The organism is Bradyrhizobium sp. B120 (genome assembly GCF_049075665.1).
Classification (GTDB): Bacteria; Pseudomonadota; Alphaproteobacteria; order Rhizobiales; family Xanthobacteraceae; genus Bradyrhizobium.
In genome coordinates this window covers 5,717,438-5,741,880 of the sequence record NZ_CP185242.1, presented here as the reverse complement: position 1 = coordinate 5,741,880, position 24,443 = coordinate 5,717,438, and the positions used below count along the sequence as shown (strand labels likewise).

Annotated in this window: 29 protein-coding genes; 15 read left to right on the top strand and 14 right to left on the bottom strand. The window is 64.1% G+C overall.

The features are described from left to right. Positions 1–93: 93 nt before the first annotated feature. Positions 94–294, top strand: a complete 201-nt coding sequence (locus ACOIX3_RS26775; RefSeq protein ID WP_420964996.1) for a hypothetical protein — start codon at positions 94–96, stop codon at positions 292–294. 46 nt (positions 295–340) lie between these two features. Here ACOIX3_RS26775 and ACOIX3_RS26770 read toward each other — a convergent pair whose 3' ends face one another. The 6 genes from ACOIX3_RS26770 to ACOIX3_RS26745 all read right to left on the bottom strand — a co-directional run bounded on the left by ACOIX3_RS26770 (position 341) and on the right by ACOIX3_RS26745 (position 4,150). Continuing rightward, the gene (locus ACOIX3_RS26770) at positions 341–628 is read right to left on the bottom strand and encodes a hypothetical protein (RefSeq protein ID WP_420964995.1); all 288 of its coding nucleotides are present in this window, start codon (positions 626–628) and stop codon (positions 341–343) included. 368 nt (positions 629–996) lie between these two features. After that, complete coding sequence (locus tag ACOIX3_RS26765) at positions 997–1,392, bottom strand: DUF6894 family protein (protein WP_420964994.1); 396 nt, start codon at positions 1,390–1,392, stop codon at positions 997–999. Further along, on the bottom strand, positions 1,392–2,009 hold the full coding sequence (locus ACOIX3_RS26760; RefSeq protein WP_420964993.1) for a Crp/Fnr family transcriptional regulator: 618 nt from the start codon (positions 2,007–2,009) through the stop codon (positions 1,392–1,394). The genes ACOIX3_RS26765 and ACOIX3_RS26760 overlap by 1 nt, the downstream gene beginning before the upstream one ends. Before the next feature lie 211 nt (positions 2,010–2,220). Beyond that, the gene (locus tag ACOIX3_RS26755; protein ID WP_420964992.1) at positions 2,221–2,442 is read right to left on the bottom strand and encodes a hypothetical protein; all 222 of its coding nucleotides are present in this window, start codon (positions 2,440–2,442) and stop codon (positions 2,221–2,223) included. A 583-nt stretch (positions 2,443–3,025) separates the two neighbouring features. Next, entirely contained in the window at positions 3,026–3,451 is a 426-nt protein-coding gene (locus ACOIX3_RS26750; RefSeq protein ID WP_163159795.1) for a universal stress protein, read from the bottom strand. Positions 3,452–3,607: 156 nt separating this feature from the next. Beyond that, complete coding sequence (locus ACOIX3_RS26745) at positions 3,608–4,150, bottom strand: SixA phosphatase family protein (protein WP_420964991.1); 543 nt, start codon at positions 4,148–4,150, stop codon at positions 3,608–3,610. Between the two features lie 94 nt (positions 4,151–4,244). Between ACOIX3_RS26745 and ACOIX3_RS26740 the strand changes: the two genes are divergently transcribed. The 5 genes from ACOIX3_RS26740 (at position 4,245) to ACOIX3_RS26720 (ending at position 12,205) form a co-directional block, all read left to right on the top strand. Further along, entirely contained in the window at positions 4,245–5,741 is a 1,497-nt protein-coding gene (locus ACOIX3_RS26740; protein ID WP_420964990.1) for an NAD(P)/FAD-dependent oxidoreductase, read from the top strand. 87 nt (positions 5,742–5,828) lie between these two features. Then, positions 5,829–6,329, top strand: coding sequence for a peptide-methionine (R)-S-oxide reductase MsrB (gene msrB / locus ACOIX3_RS26735; RefSeq protein WP_420964989.1), 501 nt, complete (start codon positions 5,829–5,831; stop codon positions 6,327–6,329). 231 nt (positions 6,330–6,560) lie between these two features. After that, positions 6,561–8,396, top strand: coding sequence for a flagellar hook-basal body complex protein (locus ACOIX3_RS26730; RefSeq protein ID WP_229172109.1), 1,836 nt, complete (start codon positions 6,561–6,563; stop codon positions 8,394–8,396). 43 nt (positions 8,397–8,439) lie between these two features. Continuing rightward, positions 8,440–10,317 carry a flagellar hook-associated protein FlgK gene (flgK, locus tag ACOIX3_RS26725; RefSeq protein WP_420964988.1) on the top strand — a complete coding sequence of 626 codons (1,878 nt, stop codon included), beginning with the start codon at positions 8,440–8,442 and terminating at the stop codon, positions 10,315–10,317. 7 nt (positions 10,318–10,324) lie between these two features. After that, positions 10,325–12,205, top strand: a complete 1,881-nt coding sequence (locus tag ACOIX3_RS26720) for a flagellar protein (protein WP_420964987.1) — start codon at positions 10,325–10,327, stop codon at positions 12,203–12,205. Positions 12,206–12,335: 130 nt separating this feature from the next. Here ACOIX3_RS26720 and flbT read toward each other — a convergent pair whose 3' ends face one another. Then, complete coding sequence (gene flbT / locus ACOIX3_RS26715; protein ID WP_212310072.1) at positions 12,336–12,767, bottom strand: flagellar biosynthesis repressor FlbT; 432 nt, start codon at positions 12,765–12,767, stop codon at positions 12,336–12,338. Positions 12,768–13,136: 369 nt separating this feature from the next. Here flbT and ACOIX3_RS26710 point away from each other — a divergent pair, with 369 nt between their 5' ends. From ACOIX3_RS26710 to ACOIX3_RS26700, 3 genes are all read left to right on the top strand, one after another. Then, complete coding sequence (locus ACOIX3_RS26710; RefSeq protein WP_420964986.1) at positions 13,137–14,306, top strand: flagellin; 1,170 nt, start codon at positions 13,137–13,139, stop codon at positions 14,304–14,306. Positions 14,307–14,511: 205 nt separating this feature from the next. Next, positions 14,512–14,877: a flagellar biosynthesis regulator FlaF gene (flaF, locus tag ACOIX3_RS26705; protein ID WP_342728044.1), complete on the top strand. Its 366-nt coding sequence runs from the start codon at positions 14,512–14,514 to the stop codon at positions 14,875–14,877. 28 nt (positions 14,878–14,905) lie between these two features. Next, entirely contained in the window at positions 14,906–15,268 is a 363-nt protein-coding gene (locus ACOIX3_RS26700; protein ID WP_097676407.1) for a hypothetical protein, read from the top strand. A 17-nt stretch (positions 15,269–15,285) separates the two neighbouring features. On the opposite strand, the gene ACOIX3_RS26695 is transcribed toward ACOIX3_RS26700, so the two are convergent. The 4 genes from ACOIX3_RS26695 to ACOIX3_RS26680 all read right to left on the bottom strand — a co-directional run bounded on the left by ACOIX3_RS26695 (position 15,286) and on the right by ACOIX3_RS26680 (position 17,836). Beyond that, positions 15,286–15,672 carry a hypothetical protein gene (locus ACOIX3_RS26695; RefSeq protein WP_420964985.1) on the bottom strand — a complete coding sequence of 129 codons (387 nt, stop codon included), beginning with the start codon at positions 15,670–15,672 and terminating at the stop codon, positions 15,286–15,288. 162 nt (positions 15,673–15,834) lie between these two features. Beyond that, positions 15,835–16,332 (bottom strand): hypothetical protein, encoded by a 498-nt coding sequence (locus tag ACOIX3_RS26690; RefSeq protein ID WP_420964983.1) that lies wholly within the window; start codon positions 16,330–16,332, stop codon positions 15,835–15,837. Between the two features lie 23 nt (positions 16,333–16,355). Further along, positions 16,356–16,712, bottom strand: coding sequence for a flagellar assembly peptidoglycan hydrolase FlgJ (flgJ, locus tag ACOIX3_RS26685; protein ID WP_212310066.1), 357 nt, complete (start codon positions 16,710–16,712; stop codon positions 16,356–16,358). Then, a complete protein-coding gene (locus ACOIX3_RS26680) occupies positions 16,712–17,836 on the bottom strand; it encodes a flagellar basal body P-ring protein FlgI (protein WP_420964982.1) in 1,125 nt (374 codons plus the stop codon). Before ACOIX3_RS26680 ends, flgJ begins: the two co-directional genes overlap by 1 nt. 265 nt (positions 17,837–18,101) lie before the next feature. Between ACOIX3_RS26680 and ACOIX3_RS26675 the strand changes: the two genes are divergently transcribed. Continuing rightward, positions 18,102–18,515: a flagellar assembly protein FliX gene (locus tag ACOIX3_RS26675; protein ID WP_212310064.1), complete on the top strand. Its 414-nt coding sequence runs from the start codon at positions 18,102–18,104 to the stop codon at positions 18,513–18,515. Between the two features lie 25 nt (positions 18,516–18,540). Here ACOIX3_RS26675 and ACOIX3_RS26670 read toward each other — a convergent pair whose 3' ends face one another. Continuing rightward, positions 18,541–18,927 (bottom strand): winged helix-turn-helix transcriptional regulator, encoded by a 387-nt coding sequence (locus ACOIX3_RS26670; RefSeq protein ID WP_420964980.1) that lies wholly within the window; start codon positions 18,925–18,927, stop codon positions 18,541–18,543. Between the two features lie 102 nt (positions 18,928–19,029). Here ACOIX3_RS26670 and ACOIX3_RS26665 point away from each other — a divergent pair, with 102 nt between their 5' ends. From ACOIX3_RS26665 to ACOIX3_RS26655, 3 genes are all read left to right on the top strand, one after another. After that, positions 19,030–19,641 (top strand): NAD(P)-dependent oxidoreductase, encoded by a 612-nt coding sequence (locus tag ACOIX3_RS26665; RefSeq protein WP_420964979.1) that lies wholly within the window; start codon positions 19,030–19,032, stop codon positions 19,639–19,641. A gap of 223 nt (positions 19,642–19,864) precedes the next feature. Next, positions 19,865–20,230 (top strand): RNA polymerase-binding protein DksA, encoded by a 366-nt coding sequence (gene dksA, locus ACOIX3_RS26660; protein ID WP_021077973.1) that lies wholly within the window; start codon positions 19,865–19,867, stop codon positions 20,228–20,230. Between the two features lie 258 nt (positions 20,231–20,488). Continuing rightward, the gene (locus ACOIX3_RS26655) at positions 20,489–21,295 is read left to right on the top strand and encodes a phytanoyl-CoA dioxygenase (protein WP_420964978.1); all 807 of its coding nucleotides are present in this window, start codon (positions 20,489–20,491) and stop codon (positions 21,293–21,295) included. A gap of 32 nt (positions 21,296–21,327) precedes the next feature. On the opposite strand, the gene ACOIX3_RS26650 is transcribed toward ACOIX3_RS26655, so the two are convergent. Further along, complete coding sequence (locus ACOIX3_RS26650) at positions 21,328–21,738, bottom strand: winged helix-turn-helix transcriptional regulator (protein ID WP_420964977.1); 411 nt, start codon at positions 21,736–21,738, stop codon at positions 21,328–21,330. Between the two features lie 116 nt (positions 21,739–21,854). Between ACOIX3_RS26650 and ACOIX3_RS26645 the strand changes: the two genes are divergently transcribed. Continuing rightward, entirely contained in the window at positions 21,855–22,883 is a 1,029-nt protein-coding gene (locus ACOIX3_RS26645) for an SDR family oxidoreductase (protein WP_420964976.1), read from the top strand. A 109-nt stretch (positions 22,884–22,992) separates the two neighbouring features. After that, on the top strand, positions 22,993–23,778 hold the full coding sequence (locus ACOIX3_RS26640) for a 2-keto-4-pentenoate hydratase (RefSeq protein ID WP_420964975.1): 786 nt from the start codon (positions 22,993–22,995) through the stop codon (positions 23,776–23,778). A 245-nt stretch (positions 23,779–24,023) separates the two neighbouring features. On the opposite strand, the gene ACOIX3_RS26635 is transcribed toward ACOIX3_RS26640, so the two are convergent. Beyond that, complete coding sequence (locus ACOIX3_RS26635) at positions 24,024–24,383, bottom strand: ClpXP protease specificity-enhancing factor SspB (protein WP_420964974.1); 360 nt, start codon at positions 24,381–24,383, stop codon at positions 24,024–24,026. Positions 24,384–24,443: the final 60 nt, after the last annotated feature.

Below are 24,443 nucleotides of genomic sequence, written 5' to 3'. Positions count from 1 at the left end.
GGATGGCTCCCAAAATTTTCGCAACCTTAACATATGTAAGGTCGGCAATCGCTAGTTCGCGCCAACATGGTCTCGGATTTCAAGGGGGCTTCCATGTTCGATCCCGACACGACCGTGGTGTTGCGCGCAGTCCTCGCAGAACTTTGCGAACAGGTGCCCGTGCTGGAATCATCGACACGAACCCGCGTTGCTTCCAGGATACTGGACGTTGCAAGAAGCGGCGAATGGTCGATTGACGATCTTAGGAAAGCGGGCCGCGACGCTCTGCACGACGCGCCTACAATGTGGCGGTGAGGGACGGCGGCGCCCGCGTTGATCTCTTCAGCGCGAACGAATGAGTCTAGCGCCGGCGGGATTCGCTATTAGCCGCGCAGCCGAGGCTGATTAGGGCGCGTTGGCCGGCATCGGTCAGTTCGCCGAGCGCCGTCTTGCCGCTCGTCGCGCATTTGATGATCTGTTCAGCGACACGTTTCCGGACGACATGGTCCTCGCCATAGGGAACATTCTCGCAGACGCGGTCCAGTGCAAGATTCATATTCGCGAGAGTGCGACGGTCAAATTTTTCTTCGGTCGTTTCGTTCCACCAGCCGAGCCTTGGCTGCCGATCTGTTCCATCACCTTGGCGCATGACGTCCACCTAGCGAACTGTTCATTTCCAATGCGTTCTCGGTCTGCTCGACCTTTCTTAGCAGGAGATCTCGCTCGTTACCGGCCGGCGTTGCGCGTGCCGACGCCCGCGCCTCGTCAGCAAATCTCTGCAGGCGAACCTCAAGGGGTTCAACCATTCGGTAGCGTTTTCTTTTTTTCTTCACGGTGAGCGACCCAGCTTTCTAGCCAAGCATGCTAATGCGCGTTCCGCGGCCCGTCGCTAACCTATGACAGTCTCGGGGCCGGGGAACGTTTGGGACGACGCCCAGCGCAATACGAGCGGGGCCGCCACCCGCGGCCGATGTCAGCGCAACCGTTCATCTTAGCGGGCAAAGCAGCGAATGTCGGTTATACCGGACGGAGAGGGGAGAGATTCGCACGAATGGCGTCGAATATTCCTCTTGTCCTTGTCAACTCGGCGCGAATATCGTCTTTCAACCGTTCGCTCCGGGCGATTTGGCGGCGGCAATTTTCGAACGCTAAGGTGTTTGCCTGCTTGGTTGTCATCGCCGCCGGCCGCAGCACTTCGGAAAACGGCACTTGCATCAGCAAGTTTTGCTTTTCATCGATGATTTCGAATGCATCCCTTGTCGGATCCTGTCGCTCATGCAGCTTTTCAAATGCGATGGCAAGTGCGGCTTCACAGGTGTCCAGATAGGCAGCCTCGAGCGAGGAAAACTCAACCCCGATGTGGTCCACACAAATCTCGCTCGGTGAGGTGTGGTTGATAAAGAAACGGGGCATCAGTTCGCTCCTTCGTCGACAAGCTTCAGTCCATCGAGGTATTGGGGGTCGAATTCCCCGATCGCGTAAAGCCCCTCTTTGTCCAAAATCGTCAGCTGGCTGCGGGTAAGCTCAATCAGGCCCTGGCTCCGCAAGGTCTGCAGTGTCCGATTGACGTGCACTGACGATAACCCGAGAGTGTCTGCAAGATCGCGCTGGGTCAGCGGAAACTCGCAGGTTGCGTGCGCGTCGCGTCCACTGAGCTGCAATCGGTGCGACACTTCGCACAGGAAATGCGCCAGCCTGGTTTGAGCCGCGCGCTGTCCAAGCCAGGCCATCCATTCCTGCTGAATCGCGGCCTGGGCGGCTGTCTCCAACCAGAGCGCACGCGCGACCGCCGGACTACTATCCATTAGCGCGTTCAACTCGCGCAGTGGAATTGAAAGATAGATCGCCGCGGTGAGGGCGTAGACCGCTTTTCGGGATTGACGAAACACGATCTCACCGGCGTTGAGCGTATCTCCATCCACGAACACCGAGACAATTTGCTGATTCCCGTCAGAGAATGTGCGCACCGCTCTCGCCATGCCACTGCAAAGAATAAGGAGCGACGATAATTCCGCGCCTTCTTCGATCAAGCATTCACCTTTTAGCGCGTGACGCGGCGCAGAAGCCGCCCGAAAGAGGGCGTGCTGATCTGATATCGGTAGCGTCATCCGAGAGGAAAGCTTTGTCATAAACGGCGTAAGGGGCATCAATCTACCTTATGCTGTTGTCTTGCCACAGACGGAAAGATGAGCCAGTGACGCGGCCTTGGTCTGTGGGTTTGGGATGACCGTTCCTAGGACTCTACCTGATTTCCAGTTCTTTGATTGCCAACGCTGAAATGTCCGTTGGGTCATGTACGCCCGTTTGCGCGATCTTGATGATCTTCTTGGCGACCATTTCCGTTAGTGGATCGTCGCGATCCTTGACACAAAGGATACGTAGCGCGTGGTCGTAAGCCGCTGCGATACGATCGACCTCTATCGGATTCAACTGGCTGTTTTTCAATAGTCGATAGATGGCCATTACGGTCGCCCTACTTCGGTGTCTGCAATCCGGAGGATGTCAACCACTCCGTCATGTGTGCCGCGGTCTCGTCGAACCGGGCCCTACGGAGCAGGGATTCTCTCTTGGGGCCTGGAGGAAGTTGCCTGGCCTGTGTGCGTAATTCCTGAGCCTCATTGGCAAGTCGCACCTCAAGTGAGTGCACTTGTTTCACCCGTCTTCGTTGTTTCACGTTCTCATCCCGCCTCAAAACCCGCCCGATAAAATCTACAACCGCCGTGGCTCTAACGCGGTTCCGACAAGTACCGCCAAATTGTTCTGCAACTAACGTATGTTAGTCGCGCCGCCTGATCTTTCACATAAGTTATTATTAAAGCAGGATGAGATTGGGCCGCGGTCGCAAATAGTGCGCGTTCCCTCTCTCGCCCGCGATGCGTGGGGAAGGGCACGTATGCGCAATTTCGGAATATTAGAAATATATCCCTGAGTTGCGCGACGTGTCAAGTCGCCTGGTCGAGCGCCGGCGGCGGCCGGCTACTTTGCATGGGGTTGTTTTCGATATTTTGGCAGCGCCGCCTGCGACGGCCCCAGAACTCATCCCGCGTTAGTGCCGCACCACGAGCACCGAGCATTTGGCGTAGCGCACGACGTGCCCGGCATTGGAGCCGAGGAAGTAGGTGCGCATCGCCGGGCGGTGCGAGGTCATCACGATCAGGTCGGCCTTCATGTTCGCGGCCTCTTCGAGGATCTCGTGATAGATGCCGCCCTGGCGGACCACGCCGGAGATGCGCCCGGGCGCGATGCCGGATTCGCGCGCGACGATCGCAAGCGCTTCCTCCGACGTTTCACGCTGCTGGCTGTCGAAATCCGCCGGGACATATTCGGCGAGCATCACCGGCGTCATCGGCAGCACGTTGAGCAGACGCACCGCGCCGTTCCAGGTTTGCGACAGCGTCGCAGCGGTTGCGATCGCAGGCTTCGCCAGATCGGTATCGGCGAGGTCGATCGGCACGAGAATGGACTTGTACATCTGCGCCTCCTGTCCGCGATTGGTCTGGAGCCGTTTGGTCCCTGTGCCGGGACGCGCGCCTTCTTGTTCTTCGGTAGCTTGTCGTGTCGCCGCGAACCGGTCCCCCTGTCGCGCCGACATCAATATAGCATGGCAGAGCTGCGTTGTCCGCTTGCGTTAGCCGCGCGAGGCCTGCTTCAACAGTTTAGGGCTAACGAACAGCACGAGCTTGCCGCGCCGGAAGGAGACGTCGTTCCAGTCGTCGGTCGCGAAGTCGAAGACGGCGAGCCCCGAGGTCGGCAAATTGTCGCCAAGCGCGCGCTTGGCAGCCTCGTCGCCGCTGCCGGTCAGCGTCAGCGCGAGCTCGTGCATGCCGGGATTATGGCCGATCAGCATCAGCCGCTTCGGGTCGGTGGCCGAGGCCATCCGGATCGCGGTGAGCAAATGCGCCGGATCGGCGCCGTAGAGTTCGGGCACGAATTCGACTTTCGGCGCAGGTCCGGCACCCTTCAGTGCCTCGCGCACGATCTCCCAGGTCTGCGTGGTGCGGGCCGCCGGCGATACCAGCGCCAGATTGGGCAGGGGCGGGTGGCGGGCGATCCAGCCGCCGATCTCCGCCGCATCGCGGTGGCCGCGCTCGTCGAGACGACGGTCCTGGTCCTGCCCCGAAGGCGCGTCGGTTTCGGTCTTGGCGTGACGCAGCAGCAGCAAACGGCGCATGGACTTCCATCTCGATTCGGTCTGGTCGAATTAATTCTACAGGCGCATGCCCTGGACAAGGTGACAAGCGCCGCAGCGGTTCGTAAGAAACGACATGAGCGAGACTTCCACAAGTGCGGCAGACGGCCCCGATGAGGCGGCCTCGCCGTCCCGCGACCGTCTGGCATTCGATCTCGACGTCGACATTTGCGTGGTCGGGGCGGGGCTGGCCGGCCTGACCGTGGCACGCGAGGCGGCGCGGCTTGGCGCCAGCGTCGCCGTGCTCGAGGGCCGCCAGGTCGGCTGGAACGCCTCCGGCCACCATCTCGGCACCGTGATGCCGGGTTTCGGCCTGCCGATATCGGATGTGATCGAGCGCGTCGGCCTGGATGATGCCCGCGAATTGTGGGCGCTGTCGAAGGAGGGCGCCGATTACGTCCGCGCCACCGCCACCGAGGACCTGATCCCGGGCATCAGGGCGAGCGACGGCGTGCTGGAGGTCTCCAATGTCGATGTCGGCGAAGCGCTGATCAGCCGCCTGCAGACGCTGGGCGAGGATTTTGCCACCGAAGTCGAAGGCTGGCAGGTCGATCGCGTGCGCAGCGTGCTGAGGACCGGGCGCTATTTCCACGGCATCTATTATCCGAAGGCGTTCCAGATCGACGGCCGCAAATATGTGCACGGTCTCGCCGCGCTGGCGATGCGGGCGGGCGTGCGGATCTTCGAGGAGACGCCGGTCGTCAGCATCGATTTTTCGGGCATCCGCAAACGCATCGTGACGCCGACGGCGCGACTGCGCGCCAACCATATTGTCCTCGCCGGCAATATCCATCTCGGCGCGCCGCTGAAGCGCTTGTCGGACACGCTGCTGCCGGTGTGGCGCTACGCGGCGTTGACCGAACCGCTTGGGGAACGGCTGGCGGAGGCGATCGCCTTCTCCGGTTCGGTCGTCGACAGCGACGGCATCGACCATTTCCGCGTCGTCGATGGCGATCGCCTGTTGTGGGCCAGTCCCGAAACCACCTGGAACGCGCGGCCGGAGCGGCTTGGTGCGGCGGTGCAGCGCCGCATCGCCACGGTGTTTCCTCAGCTCGGCAAGGTTCCGATCGCCGACACGTTCGGTGGCGCGGTCGGCGTCACCGTGCATGGCATGCCGCAGATCGGGCAGTTGCGCAGGGGCCTGTGGGTAGCGAGCGGCTTCGGCCGGCAGGGGCTCAACACCTCGGCGCTCGCCGGGCAGTTGATCGCGCGCAGCATCCTGTGGGGCGACGACCGCTGGCGGCTGTTTTCGCCGTTCGAGCTGGTCTGGGCCGGCGGCACCACCGGCCGCATCGCCGGTCATTTCATCAGCCTGTGGGCGAGGGGTGCCGCATCCGCGTCGGGCGTGCTGGCGCGCTACCGCGAGGGTGCTCGGGCGAAGGAGCGCCGCCGCGAGGCGCGGCTGGCCGAGGCCAATCTCAAGGCGGGAACCCGGGGACCGGCGCCCCGCCGCCCGCCGCCGTCGTCCGTGGGGCCGGCGCCGCCGCCCGCGCCCCGGCAGGCTGAGGACGGCGAGCCGCCGTCTGCCCATCCCTCGCAAGAAAGTGAGCGGATCTCCGACGGGCGGATGTAACGTCTGGCGGCGGGGTTCGTATTTGGTCACGAGCCCAGTTTGCCAATGCTGTTCGCCAGCTTTGGCCGCCCGCATCGGAGATGATTGATGTTCGATCGCCGTATCCTGCTTGCTTCCGTCGCCGGCCTGTTCGGCTTCGCCGCCTTCCGCTGGCTGCGCGCCTCGCCGGCGCAGGCCGCCGAGAAATTCGAGATCGAGAAGACCGACGCCGAATGGCGCGCGCAGCTGACGCCGCAGCAATATGAGATCCTGCGCCAGGAGGGCACCGAACGGCCGGGATCGAGCCCGCTGCTCAAGGAGCACCGCAAGGGCACGTTTGCCTGCGCCGGCTGCGACCTGCCGCTGTTCTCGTCCGAGACCAAGTATGAGAGCGGCACCGGCTGGCCGAGCTTCTGGAAGCCGCTGGACAATGCTGTCGGCACGACGTCGGACCGCACCTTCGGCATGCTGCGCACCGAGGTGCATTGCCGCCGCTGCGGCGGCCATCTCGGCCATGTCTTCGACGACGGTCCGAAGCCGACCGGGCTGCGCTACTGCATGGACGGTTTTGCGCTGGTGTTTCACCCGGCCGCACCCTCGGCGACCTGACGCGCGTAAGCGCGTCAGAACAGAAGGGAAGGAGCGCGGTCAGAACTGCGCTCCCGTCCCGGCAATTGTTGCCTGCCCGGCAATTGTGCCCCGGTTAAACGGCCGGGGCTTTTTTTTCAAGCGCATGATTTTGTTACGTTTCGTTTCGTGGCACGACCTTTGCGACATGCTCCGCCGATGCGGCCGTTCCTGTGATTGCCAGCCGCCGGGAATCGAATTGGAGAACATGTCATGGGTATCTTCGGCGCTCTTACGACGGCGGTCGGTGGCTTGCGCGCAGGGTCGTACGCGCTCGAGAACATCTCCGGCAACATCGCCAACTCGCAGACCACGGCGTTCAAGCGCATCGATACCTCCTTTCTTGACCTCGTTCCGCAGACCGCGCTGACCGCGCAGCTCGCCGGCGGCGTCACGGCGCAGTCGCGCTCGACCAACTCGGTGCAGGGCGACGTGCAGTCGGCGTCGGTCGCGACCTTCATGGCGATCAACGGCAACGGCTTCTTTGCGGTGCAGAAGCCGGGCGGCTTCACCGACGGCTCGCCGGTGTTCGACGGCGTCGACCGCTACACCCGCCGCGGCGATTTCCAGCTCAACAAGGACGGCTACCTCGTCAACGGCGCCGGCTATTATCTCGAGGGCGTGCCGATCGATCCGACCACCGGCAACCCCTCGGGCTCGTCGCCGCAAACGCTGCGGTTCAAGAACGACTTCCTGCCGGCGCAGCAGACCACCAAGATCGATTATCGCGCCAACCTCGCGTCCTATCCGTTGACCACGGCGCACGACACCTCGGTTCCGGGCTCCGAGCTGATCCGGCCGGGCGCGTTCAGCGCCGGACATAACCCGCTGGTGCTGGGCACGCCGGCCGCGCCGTATACCGATTCTTCCGTCACCGGCACCGCGCAAAACAACAAGGCGACGCCGTCGGTCGCCAATACCGCCGCGACCTTGCTTTCGGGCGCCGCGGGCAGCGATTCGATCAATGCCAGCTTCAGCGCCGGCTCGGCCGGCCCGCCGGTCGTGCCCGCCGATACGATCACGGTCAACGGCACCGTCATCACCTTCGTCGCTTCGGGGGCGACCGGCAACCAGCTGAACGTCACCGACAGCATCGGGACGCTGCTCGCCAAGATCGACTCGATTACCGGTACCGCGACGCCATCGACGATCAGCGGCGGCAAGATCACCCTGCACTCCGGAACGTCGGCCGACCTCAACGTGACGAGCTCGAACTCGACCGCGCTTGCGGCGCTCGGCTTCACCGGCTCGGCGGTTGCGACCCGCGGCGGCGGCGGCACCGTGGGCACCGGCCAGGTCGTCGGCAACGACAACTCGACCTTCCTGAACGAATCCGTCTCGGGCGGCGCCGTCACGGCCTACGACGTGTCGGGCGCGCCGGTGAACCTGCAATTCCGCTGGGCCAAGACCGACAGCTCCTCGCTCGGCTCCGGACATACCGATAGCTGGAACCTGTTCTATCAGGTCAATCCCAATGCAACCGGCACGCAGGTCTCCTGGCAGAACGCCAACATCAACTTCACCTTCGCCTCGAACGGCCAGATGTCGCCGGCGATCTCCTCGGTCGCGCTCAACAATGCCGTCGTCAACGGCGTGTCGCTCGGCAGCCCCGTGATCAATTTCGGCTCCGGTGGCGTGACCCAGTTCGCGGACGCCAACGGCAACGTGCAGGTCAACCAGATTCAGCAGGACGGCTTCCCGGCCGGCCAGCTGCAGTCGGTCAGTGTCTCGACCAACGGCCGCATCGTCGGCAACTACACCAACGGCCGCAACATCGACCTCGCCGAAATCTCGGTGGCGACCTTCAACGGCACCAACTTCCTCAAGCGTATCGACGGCGGCGCGTTCGAGGCAACCGACGAGTCCGGTGGCGCGCTGTTCGGCAAGGGCGGCAGCACCATCGTCGGTTCGTCGCTCGAGAGCTCGAACACCGATATCGCCGACGAGTTCACCAAGCTGATCGTGACCCAGCAGGCCTATTCGGCCAACACCAAGGTGATCACGACAACCAATTCGATGGTGCAGGACCTCCTGAACGTCGTGCGCTGATCGCAGCGATGAACGTGTGAAGAAGTAAAGGCGAGTACACATCATGGGTTTGAGCCAAGCCCTTTCCACCGCGATGTCGGGCCTGCGCGCCACGCAGGCCTCGCTCTCACTCGTGTCGTCGAACGTCGCCAACGCGGAGACGCCGGGCTACGTCAGGAAGACGCTGAACCAGGATACCGGCACCACCGGCCAGTTCGGGTCGAGCGTTCTCATCACCGGCGTCAACCGCCAGCTCGACGAATTCCTGCAGACCCAGCTTCGCACCGAGACGTCGGGCGCGTCCTACGCTGACGTCCGCTCGAGCTTCCTCGCCAATCTGCAGGGCGTCTACGGCAATCCCGACTCCACCGGCACGATCGAGGACGCCTACAACAAGTTCCTGACCGCAGTGCAGGGGCTGTCGACCAGCCCGGACTCGCAGTCGGCCCGGATCGGCGTCGTCAATGCCGCCCAATCGATGGCGCAGCAGCTCAACGCGACCTCGCAGGGAATCCAGTCGCTGCGCGCCAACGCCGAGGCCGGCATCAGCGACTCCGTTACCACGGCCAACAATGCGATGCAGCAGATCGCGCGCCTCAATGTCCAGCTGCAGGCCACCGGCGGCACGCAGGACGCCTCGACCGCGGCATTGCTCGATCAGCGCGATCGCTACGTCACCCAGCTTTCGCAGCTGATGGACATCCGCACCGTCACCAACAGCCAGAACCAGGTGACCGTGTTCACCAATTCCGGCGTGCAGCTGGTCGGCACCGAGGCGGCGACGCTCAGTTTCAATGCCCAGGGCACGATGACGCCCAACACGCAGTACAATACCGACCCGACCAAGAGCACCGTCGGCACCATCACCATCAATTTCCCGCATGGCGGCACCTATGACATGGTGTCGACCAACTCGATCCGGTCAGGCAAGATCGCCGCCTATCTCGAGCTGCGCGACAACACGCTGGCGCAAGCCCAGACGCAGATCGACCAACTCGCCGCCGCGATGTCGAGCGCGCTATCGGACAAGACGACGGCCGGCACCGCGGCGACGGCGGGAGCGCAGTCCGGCTTCGACCTCGATCTCTCGGGGCTGCAGAGCGGCAACACCATCCACGTCTCCTACAAGGACAACACCACCGGCATCACGCACAATCTGTCGATCGTCCGCGTCGACGATCCGAGCGTGCTGCCGCTCAGCAACACCGCAACCGTCAATCCGAACGACGAGGTGCTGGGTGTGGATTTCTCCGGCGGCATGAGCTCGGTGCTGTCGCAGCTCAACGGCGCGCTCGGCGGAGCCGGCCTGCAATTCTCCAATCCCTCCGGGTCGACGCTGCGCGTGCTCGACGACGGCGCCGCCAACAAGGCCGATGTGACCGCGGCATCGGTCACGTCAACCGTTTCGTCGCTGACGTCGGGCGATCCGCAGCTTCCGCTGTTCACCGACAATGGCGGGCTCTACACCGGCGCGATCACGGCAAACGGCTCGCAGTCGACCGGCCTTGCCGCACGCATCAGCGTCAACACCGCCCTGGTCGGCGACCCCTCGCGCATGGTCGTGTACGCGACCAATCCGCAGACGCCGGCCGGCGACACCACGCGCGCCAACCTCATTCTGAACCAGTTGTCGAACGCGTCGTACAGCTATTCGCCGAAGACCGGCCTCGGCACGTCGGGCGCGCCGTTCACCGGCACGCTGTTGAACTTTGCCAAGCAGTTCATCAGCCAGCAGGGCGAATCGGCGACGGCGGCCAAGCAATTGGCCGATGGTCAGGACGTCGTGCTGAATACGCTCCAAACCAAGATGGACTCGACCTCCGGCGTCAACATGGACGAGGAGATGGCGCATCTGCTGTCGCTGCAGAACGCCTATTCCGCCAACGCGCGCGTGATGTCGTCGATCAAGCAGATGTACGACGCGCTGCTGCAGCTCACGTGAGGGTAACATGTCGATCGACGGCGTAAGCGGCAGAACTTCCTATATCGGCACCACGATCCTCAACCTGCGCAGTCAGCTCAATGACCTGACGACGCAGCTCGCGACCGGCAAGGTATCGACGACCTATGCGGGGCAGGGGCTCGATCGCGGCTTCGCGCTCAGCCTGCGCGCCCAGATCAGCGGCATCAACGCATTCTCGGACACGGCTACCAACCTCAACACGCGCCTCGGCGTCGCCAACCTCACTTTGCAGGGGCTGTCCGACGTCGGGAGCCAGGTGAAGAACGCCGCAACGACCGCGACGCTGACGCTCAACAACAGCGGGCAGACCTCGGGTCAGATCACGGCGCAGGCCGCGTTCTCCAATGCGGTCGCGATGCTGAACAGCCAGTCGGGCGACCGCTATCTGTTCTCCGGTCGTGCGATGGACACGCCGGCCACGGTGTCCGCCGACACCATGTTGAAGGGCACGGCAACCCAGGCCGGCCTCACCCAACTCATCAATGAGCGCAAGCAGGCCGATCAGGGCACCGGTTTGATGGGACGCCTGAGCGTCTCGTCGCCGCCGGCGACCACGACGGTGACCAGCGTCGCCGAGGACGGCTCGCCGTTCGGCCTAAAGCTGCTGTCGGTGCAGTCGTCGTTGACCGGCGCCACCGTGACCCAGCCGGCCGGTACACCGAAGTCCACCTCGGTCGATCTCGGCGCCGTCAATCCGAAGGATGGCGACAAGATCAAGTTCAACTTCACGCTGCCCGATGGCACCACCGATGCGATCGAGCTCACGGCGACGACGACGAACCCGCCGCCGGCGGGCTCGTTCCTGATCGGTGCCGACACCACGGCGACGACCGCCAACCTTCAGTCGACGCTGACCTCGTCCATCAAGACGCTCAGCGACACGTCGCTGGTGGCGGCCTCCGCGGTCGCGGCGTCCAACAACTTCTTCAATCCGGTCGCGACCGTCGCGGGCGTCGCCGTCAACAACCAGAACACACCGCCGGCGCCGATCAGTGGCGCCACCGCCCTTTCGGGCGCTGCGGGCACCAACTCGCTGTCGACGAGCTTTGCGGCCGGCGACACCATCACGGTCAACGGCACCCCGATCACCTTCGTTGCCTCGGGCGCCACCGGCAACCAGCTCAACATCACCGACAGCGTGCAGACGCTGATGGCGAAGATCGACCAGGTCAGCGGCACCAAGAACCCGTCGACCATCAGCAATGGTGCGATCACCTTGCACGGCGCCGACGGCGCGAGCCTTTCGATCTCGAGCTCGAATGCGGCCGCACTCGGCGCGCTCGGCATCGCCAACAACACGACCGCGACCCCGGCGCCGCTCAGGGTAGGGGGACCGCCGTTCGATACCGCGACCAGCCTGGTCGCGGGCACGCCGGACAACACCGTGTACTGGTACACCGGCGAGAACGGCCCGGGATCGGCGCGCGGCACCGCCGTCGCGCAGGTCGATCAGTCGATCACCGTGCAGTATGGCGCGCGCGCCAACGAGCAGGCCTTCCGCTACCTGCTGCAGAACGTCGCGGTGTATGCGGCGGTGACCACCAATGCCAGCAACCCGAATGCAAGCGCGCAGGTGACGGCGCTCGCGCAGCGCGTCAGCGGGAATCTTGCGCCGCAGAACGGCCAGCAGCAGATCCAGGACGTGCAGGCCGAGTTCGCCGGCGCGCAGACGGCGACCAAGGCGGCCACCGATCGTCAGACCCAGCTCAAGGCCATGGCGGAAACGATGCTCGACTCGGTCGAGGGCGTCAATCAGGACGAGGTCGCGACCAAGATCCTGGCGCTGCAGACCAGCCTGCAGGCGTCGTACCAGACCACGTCGATGCTGTATCAGACCACGCTGTTGAAATATCTGCCGATCGCCTGATCGCTTGCCCTCAACTCCAGCCAACAAAAAGGCCTTCCTCGCGGAGGCCTTTTTCGTTCAGGCGGGGGCTAGAGCGTTTTCAAGCGAAGTGGATGCCGATTCACGCGAGGACGCGTCAAAACAGGAAGCGCTACGCGCTCTTGCGGGTATCGTCCTGATTGCCGTTTCGCTGACCGCGTGCGGTTTCCAGCAGCTTCTCCTCGTGCGCGATCAGCTTCTTGGATTCCTTCAGCGCGTGATAGAGATCGCCGTTGAGGATGAGGTTGTTGACGCTTTCGATGAACGGCCAGGCGCTGGGCATCGCGGTGATGATGTCGCGCACCAGGCTGAAATAGGTCGGGTGGTGCGCCATCGGGTCCGGCGATAGATACATCAGCTGCACGGCGAGATAGATCAGCTTCGCCGGCGTGTCCGCGGTCTCCGGCGTCAGGATATCCTTCTCGCGCAGGATCGGGATGCGGTCGCCGTCGATCAACAGGCGGGCGCGTTGATCGGTGTTGGTGATCACGCAATTGCCGACGATGATGCGCTCGTTCGGTTTGAGTTCGACCTTCAGGGCCATGACCGTTCTCCTTTGCCGGGCAGTCGCGCGATATCGTTGCAGCGTAACGAAGTTGAGTTCGGCACTGCTTAGCAGCCGCCGTTGCGGCCCGGGGCCGATGCGACAGCGATCCTTTCCCATGATGGTTAACGCTTGGTGAACAGAGGGGCCGCGCGAGTAGCGGCCCTCGGCCGAAATCGGCAGTCGTCTCAGTAGTTTTCGCGGCGAACTTCGCCCAGTAGCGACAATTTTATTCTTCGGCATTTGCCTTAAATGCCGTGCTGGAGATTTCTTTTTCCTTCGAGGCTTGACCGGCAGGATTGGCCATCCGCCCGATCAGAAAGGATTGGCGCGGTTTTTTCCTCAGTTTCACACCAGAAAGGTATGAAAATGTCCGGTATCATTCTCTCCTCCTCCGTTCGTCAGAACCTCCTCTCCCTCCAGTCCACCGCCGATCTGCTCTCCACCACGCAGAACCGTCTTGCCACCGGCAAGAAGGTCAACACGGCGCTCGACAACCCGACCAACTTCTTCACCGCACAGTCGCTCGACAACCGCGCCAGCGACATCAACAACCTGCTCGACGGCATCGGCAATGGTGTGCAGGTGCTGCAGGCTGCCAACACCGGCATCACCTCGCTGCAGAAGCTGGTCGATACCGCAAAGTCGATTGCCAACCAGGTGCTGCAGAGCCCGACGGGCTACACCTCGAGGTCGCAGGTCACGTCCACCGCGGCGCTCGGCGGCACGGCAGCCAACCTCGTCGACGGCACCACGATCAAGAGCGGCGACGTGCTGGCGATTGCGGCCTCGGCCGGTCAGCCCGCCTTCAGCTTCACCTTCGGGGCCAGCAACTCGCTGACGCAGTTGAATGCGTCGCTGGCGGCCAGCAACCTGACGGCGAGCCTCGACAGCTCCAACAAGCTCGTCATCACCACGACTAACGACGCAGCATCCTCGACGATCGGTGCGGTGACCTTCACCAACACCGGCGGCGGCACTGCGACGTTCAGCGCAGCCGGCACGGCTCCGGTTGCCGATCCGGCCTCGCAGTCCGCGCGCGCCGCCTTGGTGACGCAGTACAACAACACCATCGCGCAGATCACGACCACGGCGCAGGACGCCTCGTTCAACGGTATCAACCTGTTGAACGGCGACAACCTGAAGCTGACCTTCAACGAGACCGGCAAGTCGACGCTGGCCATCAGCGGCGTCACCTTCAATGCCACCGGCCTCGGCCTGAACACGCTGGCCGCGGGCACCGACTTCCTCGACAACAACTCGGCGAACAAGGTGCTGACGGCGCTGGGCTCGGCGAGCTCCTCGTTGCGCAGCGAAGCCTCGACGCTGGGTTCGAACCTGTCGATCGTGCAGATCCGCCAGGACTTCTCGAAGAACCTGATCAACGTGCTGCAGACCGGCTCGTCCAACCTGACGCTGGCCGACACCAACGAGGAAGCGGCGAACAGCCAGGCGCTGTCGACCCGCCAGTCGATCGCGGTCTCGGCATTGGCGCTGGCCAACCAGAGCCAGCAGAGCGTGCTGCAGCTGCTCCGCTAAGCACGCCGACAAGTGGTTCAAGAGCGGCGGGGGAAACCCCGCCGTTTCCTTTGTCTCCGGGATATTACGGTATCTTTCGATGCCGTCAGAACGGCGCATTTCGTAACGCCTGCTAACCATATTTAAAGGCGCCGGATGCATAAATATCGGGCGCTAGAATTGCGTCTCCGCGGCCCGAGAAATCCGCATCCCATCGAGGTCATTAATGTCGAATGCAGCCCAGGCCTATGCCCGTACGTCAACGACGACGGCCTCCCCACGTGAAATCGAAGCGCAGGCGCTGTTGAAGGCCGCGCGGCAGCTGCAGGAAGTCCAGGCCAACTGGAATGGGCCCGACAAGGCGCTCGATCACGCATTGCTGTTCAATCGCCGCCTGTGGTCGATCTTCCTCAGCGCGGCAGAGGGTGCCGACAATCCGCAGCCGCTCGAGGTGCGTCAGAACATCGCGAACATCAGCGTGTTCGTGATGAAGCAGACCATCGACATCCAGATGAATCCGGACCCGGCGAAGCTGAAGTCGCTGATCGACATCAACTGCAACATCGCCGCCGGCCTTTCGGGCCGCGGCTGATCGGCCGGTTCACAACGGAGCTCTCGGCATGGCCGACGTGTTGAGCATCCTGTCCGCCAACTACAAGGCCGCCGGCCTGACGGTTCCGTCGAAGACGCCCTATGTGGCGGTCGATCCGAAGCTCTATGAGGGCAGCTGGAGCGGCAAGTACGCCAACAACAAGTCGTTCAACATCTCGGTGTCGAACGTCGATGGCTTCCGCGCCAAGGTTCACTATCAGAGTGACGGCACCAGCAAGTATCAGGACGTCCTGATCAAGGACGGCGCGTTCCGGGTCGGCGATACCAAGTTTTCGCTGGTGCAGCAGGGGACGGCATTGATCGCCAATGTCGTCACCGATCCGGCCACCGGATCGACCTATCTCGACAAGGCCTACGCCACACAGAAGTGAGGGGCCGCTCGCTTGCGTTACGCGCGGCGGTCGGTTGCGCGCGCCCGCGTCGGCGCGTCCTTGCTGAGATCGAGCGCGTGGAAATAGGCGCGGCGGCGCAATACGGCTTCTTCTGGAAACTGCCTCACCACCAAATTCGTGCGGTTGTCGACCACCTGGTAGACCACGGCGCGCGCATCGCGGTCGATGATGACCTGGTCGGTGACCGACGGCGCCTGATTTGAAATCGATGCGTTGACGGCGTTGGGATCGATCGTGACGCGCACGCTCGGCTCCGGAGCGGTGACGCTCTGGCTCGCGGGCAATTCGGTTCTCACCGCCTTCTGCGCCGTATCGCTCACGGGAGTGATTATCGGCGCTGCAACCGGTGCCCCCACCGGCTTGATGTTGAAATCTGTACTCATGGCAGCCTCGTAGTGCGCAGGCACTAGTTTGCTTGAGTCAAATCCCAACCCCTCACGATCCGCAACTCTACGGGGAACCTCTCAACAGGCTGTTAGGGAACACGCTGAATGTCGCGCTGCCGGAGCCGCGTCGAATTGAGCTAAATTGTCGGCGTGCGTGCGTCAGAGCGTGCGGCTGACGGCGATCGGCGTCATGTTGCGCGGGCCCGGCGTGGCGCGCTGTCCGTTCGCGGTATAGGTGTTCGGGATGTTGCGGCGCTGCACCTCGGCATTGACGCCGCGCACGATGCCTTCGGAGACCGCGTGTGCGGTCGCAAGCACCGTCAGGTTGACCTGCAGCATCGCGCGGAACGTCTCGTGATGACGCCGTAGCGTTGCGAGCAGTTCGGGGTCGGTCTGCGACAGCATCTTCTGCATCGACTTGAGGTGCTCCACCGCGAGCATGTAGCGCCGCGACAGCTCCGACTTCTGCGCCTCGAGCCGCATGGCCTCGCGGATCTTGCCGGCGCGGACGAACCCGGTCTCCTGCTCGACGACGGTGAGCAGCGCGCTCATCACTTCGGTCAGTTCGTTGGCGAGACGTGCGACATCGGGGGGCGTCGTCGTCGCGGGCCGCGCCGCGGGGGCGGCTGGCCGATGCTGCTGTGGACGCTGATTCATCGCGCTGCTCCTTGAGAACCGAATTAGCTCTTGTTCGCCTGCTGCAGGATCAGCGAGCGGAACACCTCGTTGGAAATGCCGACGCCGCCGGCCTTGGCGAAGTTCTTCGAATATTCGTCGGTCAGCATCGACCGCCACGCGCCGGTGCCGACCGTGTCACCGTAGGGGCCTTCACCCTTCAGGCCGGTGGTCATCTGCGAGAACATCGTATTGAGGAACATCGATTCGAAGTCGGTCGCGGTCGCCTTCGCCTTGGTGAGTTGCTGCGGCGAGACCTTCTTCATCGCGTCCTGTAGCACCGGATCGGGGCGGCCGTTGAACATCGGCATCAGCGCCTTGTTCGGCATGCTGCCGGTGGTGCTGTTGATCAGGCTTCCCATCACATCACCTCGATGTCGGCTTCGATCGCGCCGGCGGCCTTGATCGCCTGCAGGATGCTGATCAGATCGCGCGGTCCGATGCCGAGGCCGTTAAGGCCGTCGACGAGTTGTTGCAGCGAGACGCCGTCCTTGACCACCGCGAATTTCTTGCCGTCCTCGGTGACCTGCACATTGCTGCGCGGCGTCACCACGGTGCGGCCGCGCGACAGCGGATTGGGCTGGCTGACTTGCGGGCTCTCCGAGATCGTGACGGTGAGGTTGCCTTGCGCCACCGCGACGGTGGCGACGCGAACGTCGCGGCCCATCACGATGATGCCGGAGCGCTCGTCGATCACGATCCTCGCGGCGAGGTCGGGATCGACCTGCAACTGCTCGATCTCGGTCAGGAAGGCGACGACGTTGCCCTTGAACTCGGGCGGGATCGAGAGCTGCACCGTGGAGGGATCGAGCGGTTCGGCGGTCTTGACGCCGAGATAGTCGTTGACCGCGGCGGCGATCCGCTTGGCGGTGGTGAAGTCGGCGTTGCGCAGTGCGAGGCGGACATTGGGCAGGCGATTGAGCGCGAACTCGATCTCGCGCTCGATGATGGCGCCGTTGGCGATGCGGCCGACCGTCGGCACGCCGCGCACCACCTTGGCGGCCTCGCCCTCGGCATTGAAGCCGGAGATCGCCAGCGTGCCCTGCGCGACCGCGTAGACGTTGCCGTCGGCGCCGAGCAGGGGAGTGACGAGCAGGGTGCCGCCGCGCAGATCCTTGGCATCGCCGAGCGCGGAGACCGTGACGTCCATGCGGGTGCCCTGGGTGCCGAACGCCGGCAGATTGCCGGTGACCATCACGGCGGCGACGTTGCCGGTGCGGATGGTGGCGCCGCGGATGTTGACGCCCATGCGCTCGAGCATCGCCTGCAGCGATTGCTTGGTGAAGGGGATGTTGTTCAGCGTGTCGCCGGTGCCGTTGAGGCCGACCACGAGGCCATAGCCGATCAACTGGTTCTGGCGCACGCCCTCGATGTTGGCGAGATCCTTGATCCGCGACGTCGCGGCCGCCGGCATGGCCGAAGCCACCAGCGCCAGCAGCGCGGCGCAGGCCAACCCGAATAAGCTTACGATGCGGATGCCGGGCATCCAATGCTCCCCTCGAACTGCAACTCGCGGATCACGCGACACTCCCATGACGGCGATCCGCCATTAACCATGCGAGCCTCATGCCACGCCGTTTCGTCGGAGCAGTATGTTGATATCTTTATCGAAATTGTCGGGTCGCCATTCGGTTCCGGTTCGCCAGGGAGCGCGAAACTGCCGTGCGGCGGCAGAAATTGCCGGGTCGTTTACGCACCGTTAACCATAAAACGGCGATGCTCACGGCATTCAGGCCTGCGGGATCATGACGATGCGCATCTACGGACCGAACGGCACCACGCTTGGCACGTCGACCAGCTCGACGCGGCGCACCTCGTCGAGCGGCTTCTCGCTGCCGGATGCGACCAGCGCGCAGGAGGAGGTTCGCTCCACGGCCGCGCCGAAGGCCGCCACGAGCCTCGATGCGCTGCTCGCGCTGCAGGGCGTCGAAGACCCGACCGAACGCCGCAAGCGCTCGGTGGCCCGCGGCAAGGGCGCGCTGGACGTCCTCGATGCGCTCAAGCTCGGATTGCTGTCCGGTAATTTCGATTCCTCGACCGTGAACCGGCTGCGCGATGCCGCGGCGAGCCTGAAGGAATCCTCCGGTGACCCCGGCCTCGATGCCGTGCTGGGCGAGATCGAGCTGCGCGTCGAAGTCGAGCTCGCCAAGGCCGGGCAATACTAGGCTCCTCTCGATCACCTGACCTGCATCAAGCCGCCAGTGCCTTGCGCTGCGTGTCGTAGCGGCGTTGTGCGGCCAGCACTTCCTTCAGATTCTGCTCGGCCCAGTCGCGCAGCGGATCGACCGCCTCGGCGAGCGTCGATCCGAGCGGCGTGATCGAATACTCCACGGTGACCGGAACGGTTGCGATCGCACGGCGGCGCAGCAGCCCGTCGCGCTCCAGGCTCTTCAATACCTGCGACAGCATCTTCTGCGAGATGCCTTCGATGGCGCGGCGAAGCTGGTTGAAGCGCAGCGGCTCGCTGCGCAACAGCAGCAGGATCAGCACCGCCCATTTGTCGCCGACCCGGTCGAGGATCTGGCGGGTCGGGCAATTGGCGGCATAGGCGTCCGGCTTCAGGCTGGCGGCTTTCATCGGGTTACTCCGGCGTAATCAGGTGAGACGAGAGTGCCTTCTTCACACTTACATCCGTTTCGCTATCTAGTCACCATTGGAAACTATCAATCGGAGACTTTGATGAAGATCGCCATCGCCGGCGCGTCCGGCCAGGCCGGCTCGCGCCTCACCGCGGAACTCGCCCGCCGCGGCCATGCCGTCACCGCCATCGCCCGCAATCCGGAGCAGATCGCAACCCTGCCTGGTGTCACCGCTGTGAGGGGGGATGTAAACGACCAGGCCGCCCTGACCGCGCTGTGGGCCGGCCACGATGCCGCGATCAGTTCCGTCCATTTCACCGTCAGCGACCCGGTCAAGCTGATCGGGGCGGCCAAGGCATCCGGGGTCGGGCGCTATCTCGTGGTCGGCGGCGCCGGCAGTCTCGAGGTGGCCCCGGGCGTCCGCCTGGTGACCACACCGACCTTCCCGGCCCAGTACAAGGCCGAAGCTACGAAGGGGGGCGAATTCCTTGACCTGCTGCGCCAGGAAAAGGACCTGAACTGGACCTTTTTGTCGCCCTCGGCGCTGTTCGTGGCCGGCGAGCGCACCGGCAAGTTCCGGCTCGGAACCGACCAGCTTTTGACGGCTGCGGACGGGAAGAGCTCGATCTCGTTCGAGGACTTCGCAGTTGCACTCGCCGACGAAATCGAGCGCCCGGCCCATATCCGCCAGCGCTTCACGGTCGGCTACTGACGGGCCAAGGAGAGGGGAAAAGCCGACCCCCGGGCAGCACGGATAAGTTTGCCTGTGCAAGGCCTTGGGGGCAGGGCGCCTTTCGCGGTGGCAGATATTGTCTGTCACATGACGTGGCTATATAAGGCGCCGCGCGGAGGGGTTTTGTTCCCTCCGCCAGACAGGGACATGGCTGCCTTTGGAAAAGCTGAAGAACTACCGGCCGACTGAAAAAGAGCCTTTCATGAATGAGCGGCAGCGTGATTATTTCCGCGCCAAGCTGCTGGCCTGGAAGGATGAGATCCTCCGCGAATCGAAGGTCACGCTGCAGACGTTGCAGGAAGAGAACGTCAATCACCCCGACCTCGCGGACCGAGCTTCCTCGGAAACCGACCGCGCGATCGAACTTCGTGCCCGCGATCGTCAGCGCAAGCTGATCTCCAAGATCGACGCGGCGCTCCAGCGCATCGAAGACAACACCTACGGCTATTGCGAAGAGACCGGTGACCCGATCTCGCTGAAGCGGCTCGAAGCCCGCCCGATCGCGACGCTGTCGGTGGAGGCGCAGGAACGCCACGAGAAGCGCGAGAAGGTCTATCGCGACGAGTAGTGGTGGCGGATCGCCCCCACTGATTGATTCCGGCGCGCACCGGTTGTAGGTTCGCGCCGCCATGATGACACGTACTCTCAACATCGCATCGGTCTTCTTCCTGGGCTGATCTCGTTTCCGCCAGGAAACACGCTTCCGCGCGGAAGCGCTGATCGTCCCCGCGAGCCTGGGCTCGCGGGATTCCAGTGAATCGAATGAGCCGGCCAAACTCCGCGCCTTGCGGAGCGTCGACGGCTGGCGACGATTTGAGAGACAATCATGATCGATCGAGACGACACGCGTGCGCTCAGCGACGCGCAAATCGAGCAATTCATCGAACAGGGCTTTGTCCGGATCGACAACGCCTTTCCCCGCGAACTCGCCGATGCGGGACGTGCCATCATGTGGCGCGACCTGCCGTGCAGCGAGCATGATCCTTCAACGTGGACGCGCCCGGTGGTCCGGCTGCCCGGCTATGGCGATGAACCATTCCGGCTGGCGATCAACATGCCGGTGCTGTATCGGGCGTTCGACCAGATCGCAGGCCCCGGCCGCTGGTCTCCACGCCACAACATTGGGACCTTCCCGGTGCGGTTCCCGCATCCGGACGATCCGGGCGACGCCGGCTGGCATGTCGATGTCAGCTTTCCCGGCGACGATTGCGACCCGCACGAGCGGAGCGACTTCTCCGCCTGGCGGGTGAACGTCAACTCGCGCGGCCGCGCGCTGCTAATGTTGTTCCTGTTCTCCGATGTCGGCGAAAGCGATGCGCCGACCCGGATCAGGGTCGGCTCGCATATCCCGATGGCGCGTTACCTCGCGCCGGCCGGCGAGGCCGGACGCGGGCGCATGGACCTCGCGCAAATGGGCGCCGACTGCAAGCTCGCGCTGGCAACCGGTGAGGCGGGCACGGTCTATCTGTGCCATCCCTTCCTGGTGCATGCCGCGCAGCAGCACCGGGGCACCAGGCCGCGCTTCATGGCTCAACCGTCGCTCAGTCCCGCCGAGCCGTACCGGCTCGAGCGTGACGACGGCGCCTATTCGCCGGTCGAGATCGCGATCCGGCGCGCGCTCGGCATGGGTTGACCGCGTGCCGATCTGAAGGCGCGAGACGACATTCAGGCCAGTCCGGCCCCGAGTGTCGTCTCGCTAACCTCCGCGTGACGGCGCGGGCCGTAGGTCTTCGACCACACCAGCAATTCGCGGAAGGCCGGCGTCAGGCCCCAGGCCGAATCCGTCAGCTCGTATTCGACCTGCAACGGCTTTTCGGCGAGCACCTTGCGTGCCACCAGCCCGTCGCGCTCGAGCTCGCGCAGTTGCGCGGTCAGCATGTGCTGGGTGATCGGCACCAGCGCGCGGCGCAGCGCGCCGAACCGCACGCCGCCGTTCATCAGCGTGAACAGGATCTCGAGCTTCCATTTGCCGCCGAGCGCATGGATCGCGCCCTTGAACTCGATCAGCAGATTAGGGTCGGTCGGGCAGCTCTCGCATTCACCGCCGTCACATAGTTCGCTGGTATTGTTTTCCATACCGGTCTCGAATTTCATTCTACTTGTCTGACATCAGATAGTGACCAGATGCGGCCTGTGCAGGGTGGGCGGCGCAATGTGTGCCCCATCTGCCGAACCAAGAAGAGGGCAGCGACATGAGCACGGTTTTGGTCACGGGCGGATCCGGCTTCATCGGCGTGCATACCATTCTGCAGCTGCTTGCCGACGGGCATACGGTGCGAGCCACGCTGCGCAATCCGGATCGCAGCAAGGACGTGATCGCGATGCTGCGCCAGGGGGGCGCGCTTGCGGCCGACCAGGTCGGCTTCGTCACCGCCGACCTCACGCGCGATGATGGCTGGCGCGAGGCGGCCGCGGGGTGCGATTACGTGCTGCATGTCGCATCGCCGCTCGGTGCGCATGTGCCGGAGGACGAGAACGAGCTGATCGTTCCGGCGCGCGAAGGCACCCTGCGGGTGTTGCGCGCGGCGCGCGACGCCGGGGTCAAGCGCGTGGTCGTGACGTCGTCGTTTGCGGCGATCGGCTATGGCCATCCACCGCAAGCCAAGCCGTTCGATGAGACCACCTGGTCCAACCTCGACGGCCCCGACGTGCAGGCCTATCCGAAATCCAAGACGCTGGCCGAGCGCGCCGCCTGGGATTTCGTCGCGCGCGAAGGCAATGGCCTCGAGCTTGCCGTGGTCAATCCGACCGCGGTGTTCGGCCCGGCGCTCGGTGCTGACTTCTCCGAGTCGATCGGCATCATCAAGGCGCTGCTCGACGGCGCGATGCCGGCGGTGCCGCGGATCCATTTCGGCCTCGTCGACGTGCGCGATGTCGCCGACCTGCATCTGCGCGCCATGACCTCGCCCAAGGCCGGGGGCGAGCGGTTCCTCGCGGTCGCCGGCGAGACCTTGTCGGTGCTCCAGGTGGCCCGGGTCCTGCGCAAGAAACTCGGCAGCAAGGCGCGGCGCGTGCCCCGGTTCCAGGCGCCGGACTGGATGATCCGGCTCGCCGCGCGGCGCAACCCGTTGGCCCGCGCCACCCTGCCGCTGCTCGGCAAGGTGCGCCGCTCGACCAGCGCCAAGGCGCAGAACTTGCTCGGCTGGCGTCCGCGCGGCAATGAGGAGATGATCGTCGCGACCGCCGAGAGCCTGATCAGGCTCGGCCTGGTCAAGGCCTGACGGCCTCTCCCGTCCGGCGTGCTTGCCAGACGCGTCGGCGAGTGCTGAATTGCCACGAGCAGACGGAGGCGCCACCGCGCCGCCGGAGAATTTCAGGGAGGCTGCGCAGATGGAACGGATCCTCGCGGCCGCAAAGGCGATTGCCAGCGCGCGCCGCAGCCGCGCGCCGCTCAAGGCGCTCGCCAAAGACGTCGTGCCACGCGACGAGGCCGAAGGCTATCAGGTGCAGTACGCGCTGCACGATTTGCTGCAGCCACAGGTCGGCAGCCTCGTCGGCTACAAGATCGGCTGCACCAGCGCGGTGATGCAGGAGTACATCAACATCCCGCACCCCTGCGGCGGCGGCCTGTTCGAGAAGGTCGTGCATGACAGCGGCGTGGGGCTGCCGGCGGCCGACTTCGTCCATGTCGGTGTCGAATGCGAGATCGCGGTGCGGCTGTCGCGCAGTCTCGCTCCCGGCGAAGCGCCGTTCACCGCCGAATGGGTCGCGGAGGCGATCGAGGCCTACCATCCGGCGATCGAGATCGTCGACGACCGCTATGTCAAATGGGAGACGCTCGGCGCGCCGACACTGATCGCCGACGACTTCTTCGCCGCCGGCTGCGTGCTCGGCGAGGCCGTGCCGCGCATCACCGTGCCCGATCTGCGCAAGGTCACCGGACGTGCGCTCGTCAACGGCAAAGAGGAAGGGCGCGGCACCGGGGCCGATGTGCTCGGCCATCCCCACAACGCGCTCGCCTGGCTCGCCAATCATCTCGCCGCCGAAGGCCGTGGCCTGCATGCCGGCCAGATCGTGCTGACCGGCAGCCTGGTCAAGACGGTGTGGCTGAAGGCCGGCGACACGGTCGTGATGGAGCTCGATGGGCTCGGCAAGGTGGAAGCCACGTTCACGTGAGGTGACGTTGTGTTGACGAGCTTGTCTCCATATAAGGATGTCGTCCCTGCCTGGTGCGCAATAGCGCACGGGAGTAGGGGCCCATAACCACGAACGTTGATTGTTGCGCGTCGCCGGAACGACGAGCGCCGTTCACGACATCCGCCGCGGCGTATGGGTCCCTGCTTTCGCAGGGACGACATTGAGTGTGCGGATCGACGTTCGCGTGACTTTGCGTGCTTTCTGCATCGGGACGTCACGGTTTCCTACAATTGATCGTTCGTGCACATCAGAACCTTGCCGTCCCACAGGCTCCTGATCGCGTCGAACGGCACGGTCAGCCTGGCATATTTGCGATTGAACCAGACGCCGACCTCGAAGCCGTCATCGCTCACCACGAGGCGATCGAATTCGTGCTGCAGGATAATCGTGATCTCCTCGGGATATTGCTCGATCACGGCGGCGGGTAGCTTCACGCCATCGGCCCGGGTTGCGAAGGTGATGTTGACCGGCCGGTCCTCCGCGGCGCGGCGGAGCAAGGCGGTCATTTCGATCCGCATCTGCGCCGTGTTGCAGGGCTCGACGCCGGCGCGCGCCGGCAACGAAGCCACGAGCAGGAGCAGCACTCCAGCAATCCATCCGCGCCGGCACCACATCCGCCTTCTCCATTCGCTCACGCGATGTCG

Excerpts from the sequence above, each read along its gene's own strand:
- ACOIX3_RS26775 (WP_420964996.1), top strand. The coding sequence starts at position 94 with ATGTTCGATCCCGACACGACCGTGGTGTTGCGCGCAGTCCTCGCAGAA.
- ACOIX3_RS26770 (WP_420964995.1), bottom strand. The coding sequence starts at position 628 with ATGCGCCAAGGTGATGGAACAGATCGGCAGCCAAGGCTCGGCTGGTGG.
- ACOIX3_RS26765 (WP_420964994.1), bottom strand. The coding sequence starts at position 1,392 with ATGCCCCGTTTCTTTATCAACCACACCTCACCGAGCGAGATTTGTGTG.
- ACOIX3_RS26755 (WP_420964992.1), bottom strand. The coding sequence starts at position 2,442 with ATGGCCATCTATCGACTATTGAAAAACAGCCAGTTGAATCCGATAGAG.
- ACOIX3_RS26750 (WP_163159795.1), bottom strand. The coding sequence starts at position 3,451 with ATGTACAAGTCCATTCTCGTGCCGATCGACCTCGCCGATACCGATCTG.
- ACOIX3_RS26745 (WP_420964991.1), bottom strand. The coding sequence starts at position 4,150 with ATGCGCCGTTTGCTGCTGCTGCGTCACGCCAAGACCGAAACCGACGCG.
- ACOIX3_RS26740 (WP_420964990.1), top strand. The coding sequence starts at position 4,245 with ATGAGCGAGACTTCCACAAGTGCGGCAGACGGCCCCGATGAGGCGGCC.
- msrB (WP_420964989.1), top strand. The coding sequence starts at position 5,829 with ATGTTCGATCGCCGTATCCTGCTTGCTTCCGTCGCCGGCCTGTTCGGC.
- ACOIX3_RS26730 (WP_229172109.1), top strand. The coding sequence starts at position 6,561 with ATGGGTATCTTCGGCGCTCTTACGACGGCGGTCGGTGGCTTGCGCGCA.
- flgK (WP_420964988.1), top strand. The coding sequence starts at position 8,440 with ATGGGTTTGAGCCAAGCCCTTTCCACCGCGATGTCGGGCCTGCGCGCC.
- ACOIX3_RS26720 (WP_420964987.1), top strand. The coding sequence starts at position 10,325 with ATGTCGATCGACGGCGTAAGCGGCAGAACTTCCTATATCGGCACCACG.
- flbT (WP_212310072.1), bottom strand. The coding sequence starts at position 12,767 with ATGGCCCTGAAGGTCGAACTCAAACCGAACGAGCGCATCATCGTCGGC.
- ACOIX3_RS26710 (WP_420964986.1), top strand. The coding sequence starts at position 13,137 with ATGTCCGGTATCATTCTCTCCTCCTCCGTTCGTCAGAACCTCCTCTCC.
- flaF (WP_342728044.1), top strand. The coding sequence starts at position 14,512 with ATGTCGAATGCAGCCCAGGCCTATGCCCGTACGTCAACGACGACGGCC.
- ACOIX3_RS26700 (WP_097676407.1), top strand. The coding sequence starts at position 14,906 with ATGGCCGACGTGTTGAGCATCCTGTCCGCCAACTACAAGGCCGCCGGC.
- ACOIX3_RS26695 (WP_420964985.1), bottom strand. The coding sequence starts at position 15,672 with ATGAGTACAGATTTCAACATCAAGCCGGTGGGGGCACCGGTTGCAGCG.
- ACOIX3_RS26690 (WP_420964983.1), bottom strand. The coding sequence starts at position 16,332 with ATGAATCAGCGTCCACAGCAGCATCGGCCAGCCGCCCCCGCGGCGCGG.
- flgJ (WP_212310066.1), bottom strand. The coding sequence starts at position 16,712 with ATGGGAAGCCTGATCAACAGCACCACCGGCAGCATGCCGAACAAGGCG.
- ACOIX3_RS26680 (WP_420964982.1), bottom strand. The coding sequence starts at position 17,836 with ATGCCCGGCATCCGCATCGTAAGCTTATTCGGGTTGGCCTGCGCCGCG.
- ACOIX3_RS26675 (WP_212310064.1), top strand. The coding sequence starts at position 18,102 with ATGCGCATCTACGGACCGAACGGCACCACGCTTGGCACGTCGACCAGC.
- ACOIX3_RS26670 (WP_420964980.1), bottom strand. The coding sequence starts at position 18,927 with ATGAAAGCCGCCAGCCTGAAGCCGGACGCCTATGCCGCCAATTGCCCG.
- ACOIX3_RS26665 (WP_420964979.1), top strand. The coding sequence starts at position 19,030 with ATGAAGATCGCCATCGCCGGCGCGTCCGGCCAGGCCGGCTCGCGCCTC.
- dksA (WP_021077973.1), top strand. The coding sequence starts at position 19,865 with ATGAATGAGCGGCAGCGTGATTATTTCCGCGCCAAGCTGCTGGCCTGG.
- ACOIX3_RS26655 (WP_420964978.1), top strand. The coding sequence starts at position 20,489 with ATGATCGATCGAGACGACACGCGTGCGCTCAGCGACGCGCAAATCGAG.
- ACOIX3_RS26650 (WP_420964977.1), bottom strand. The coding sequence starts at position 21,738 with ATGGAAAACAATACCAGCGAACTATGTGACGGCGGTGAATGCGAGAGC.
- ACOIX3_RS26645 (WP_420964976.1), top strand. The coding sequence starts at position 21,855 with ATGAGCACGGTTTTGGTCACGGGCGGATCCGGCTTCATCGGCGTGCAT.
- ACOIX3_RS26640 (WP_420964975.1), top strand. The coding sequence starts at position 22,993 with ATGGAACGGATCCTCGCGGCCGCAAAGGCGATTGCCAGCGCGCGCCGC.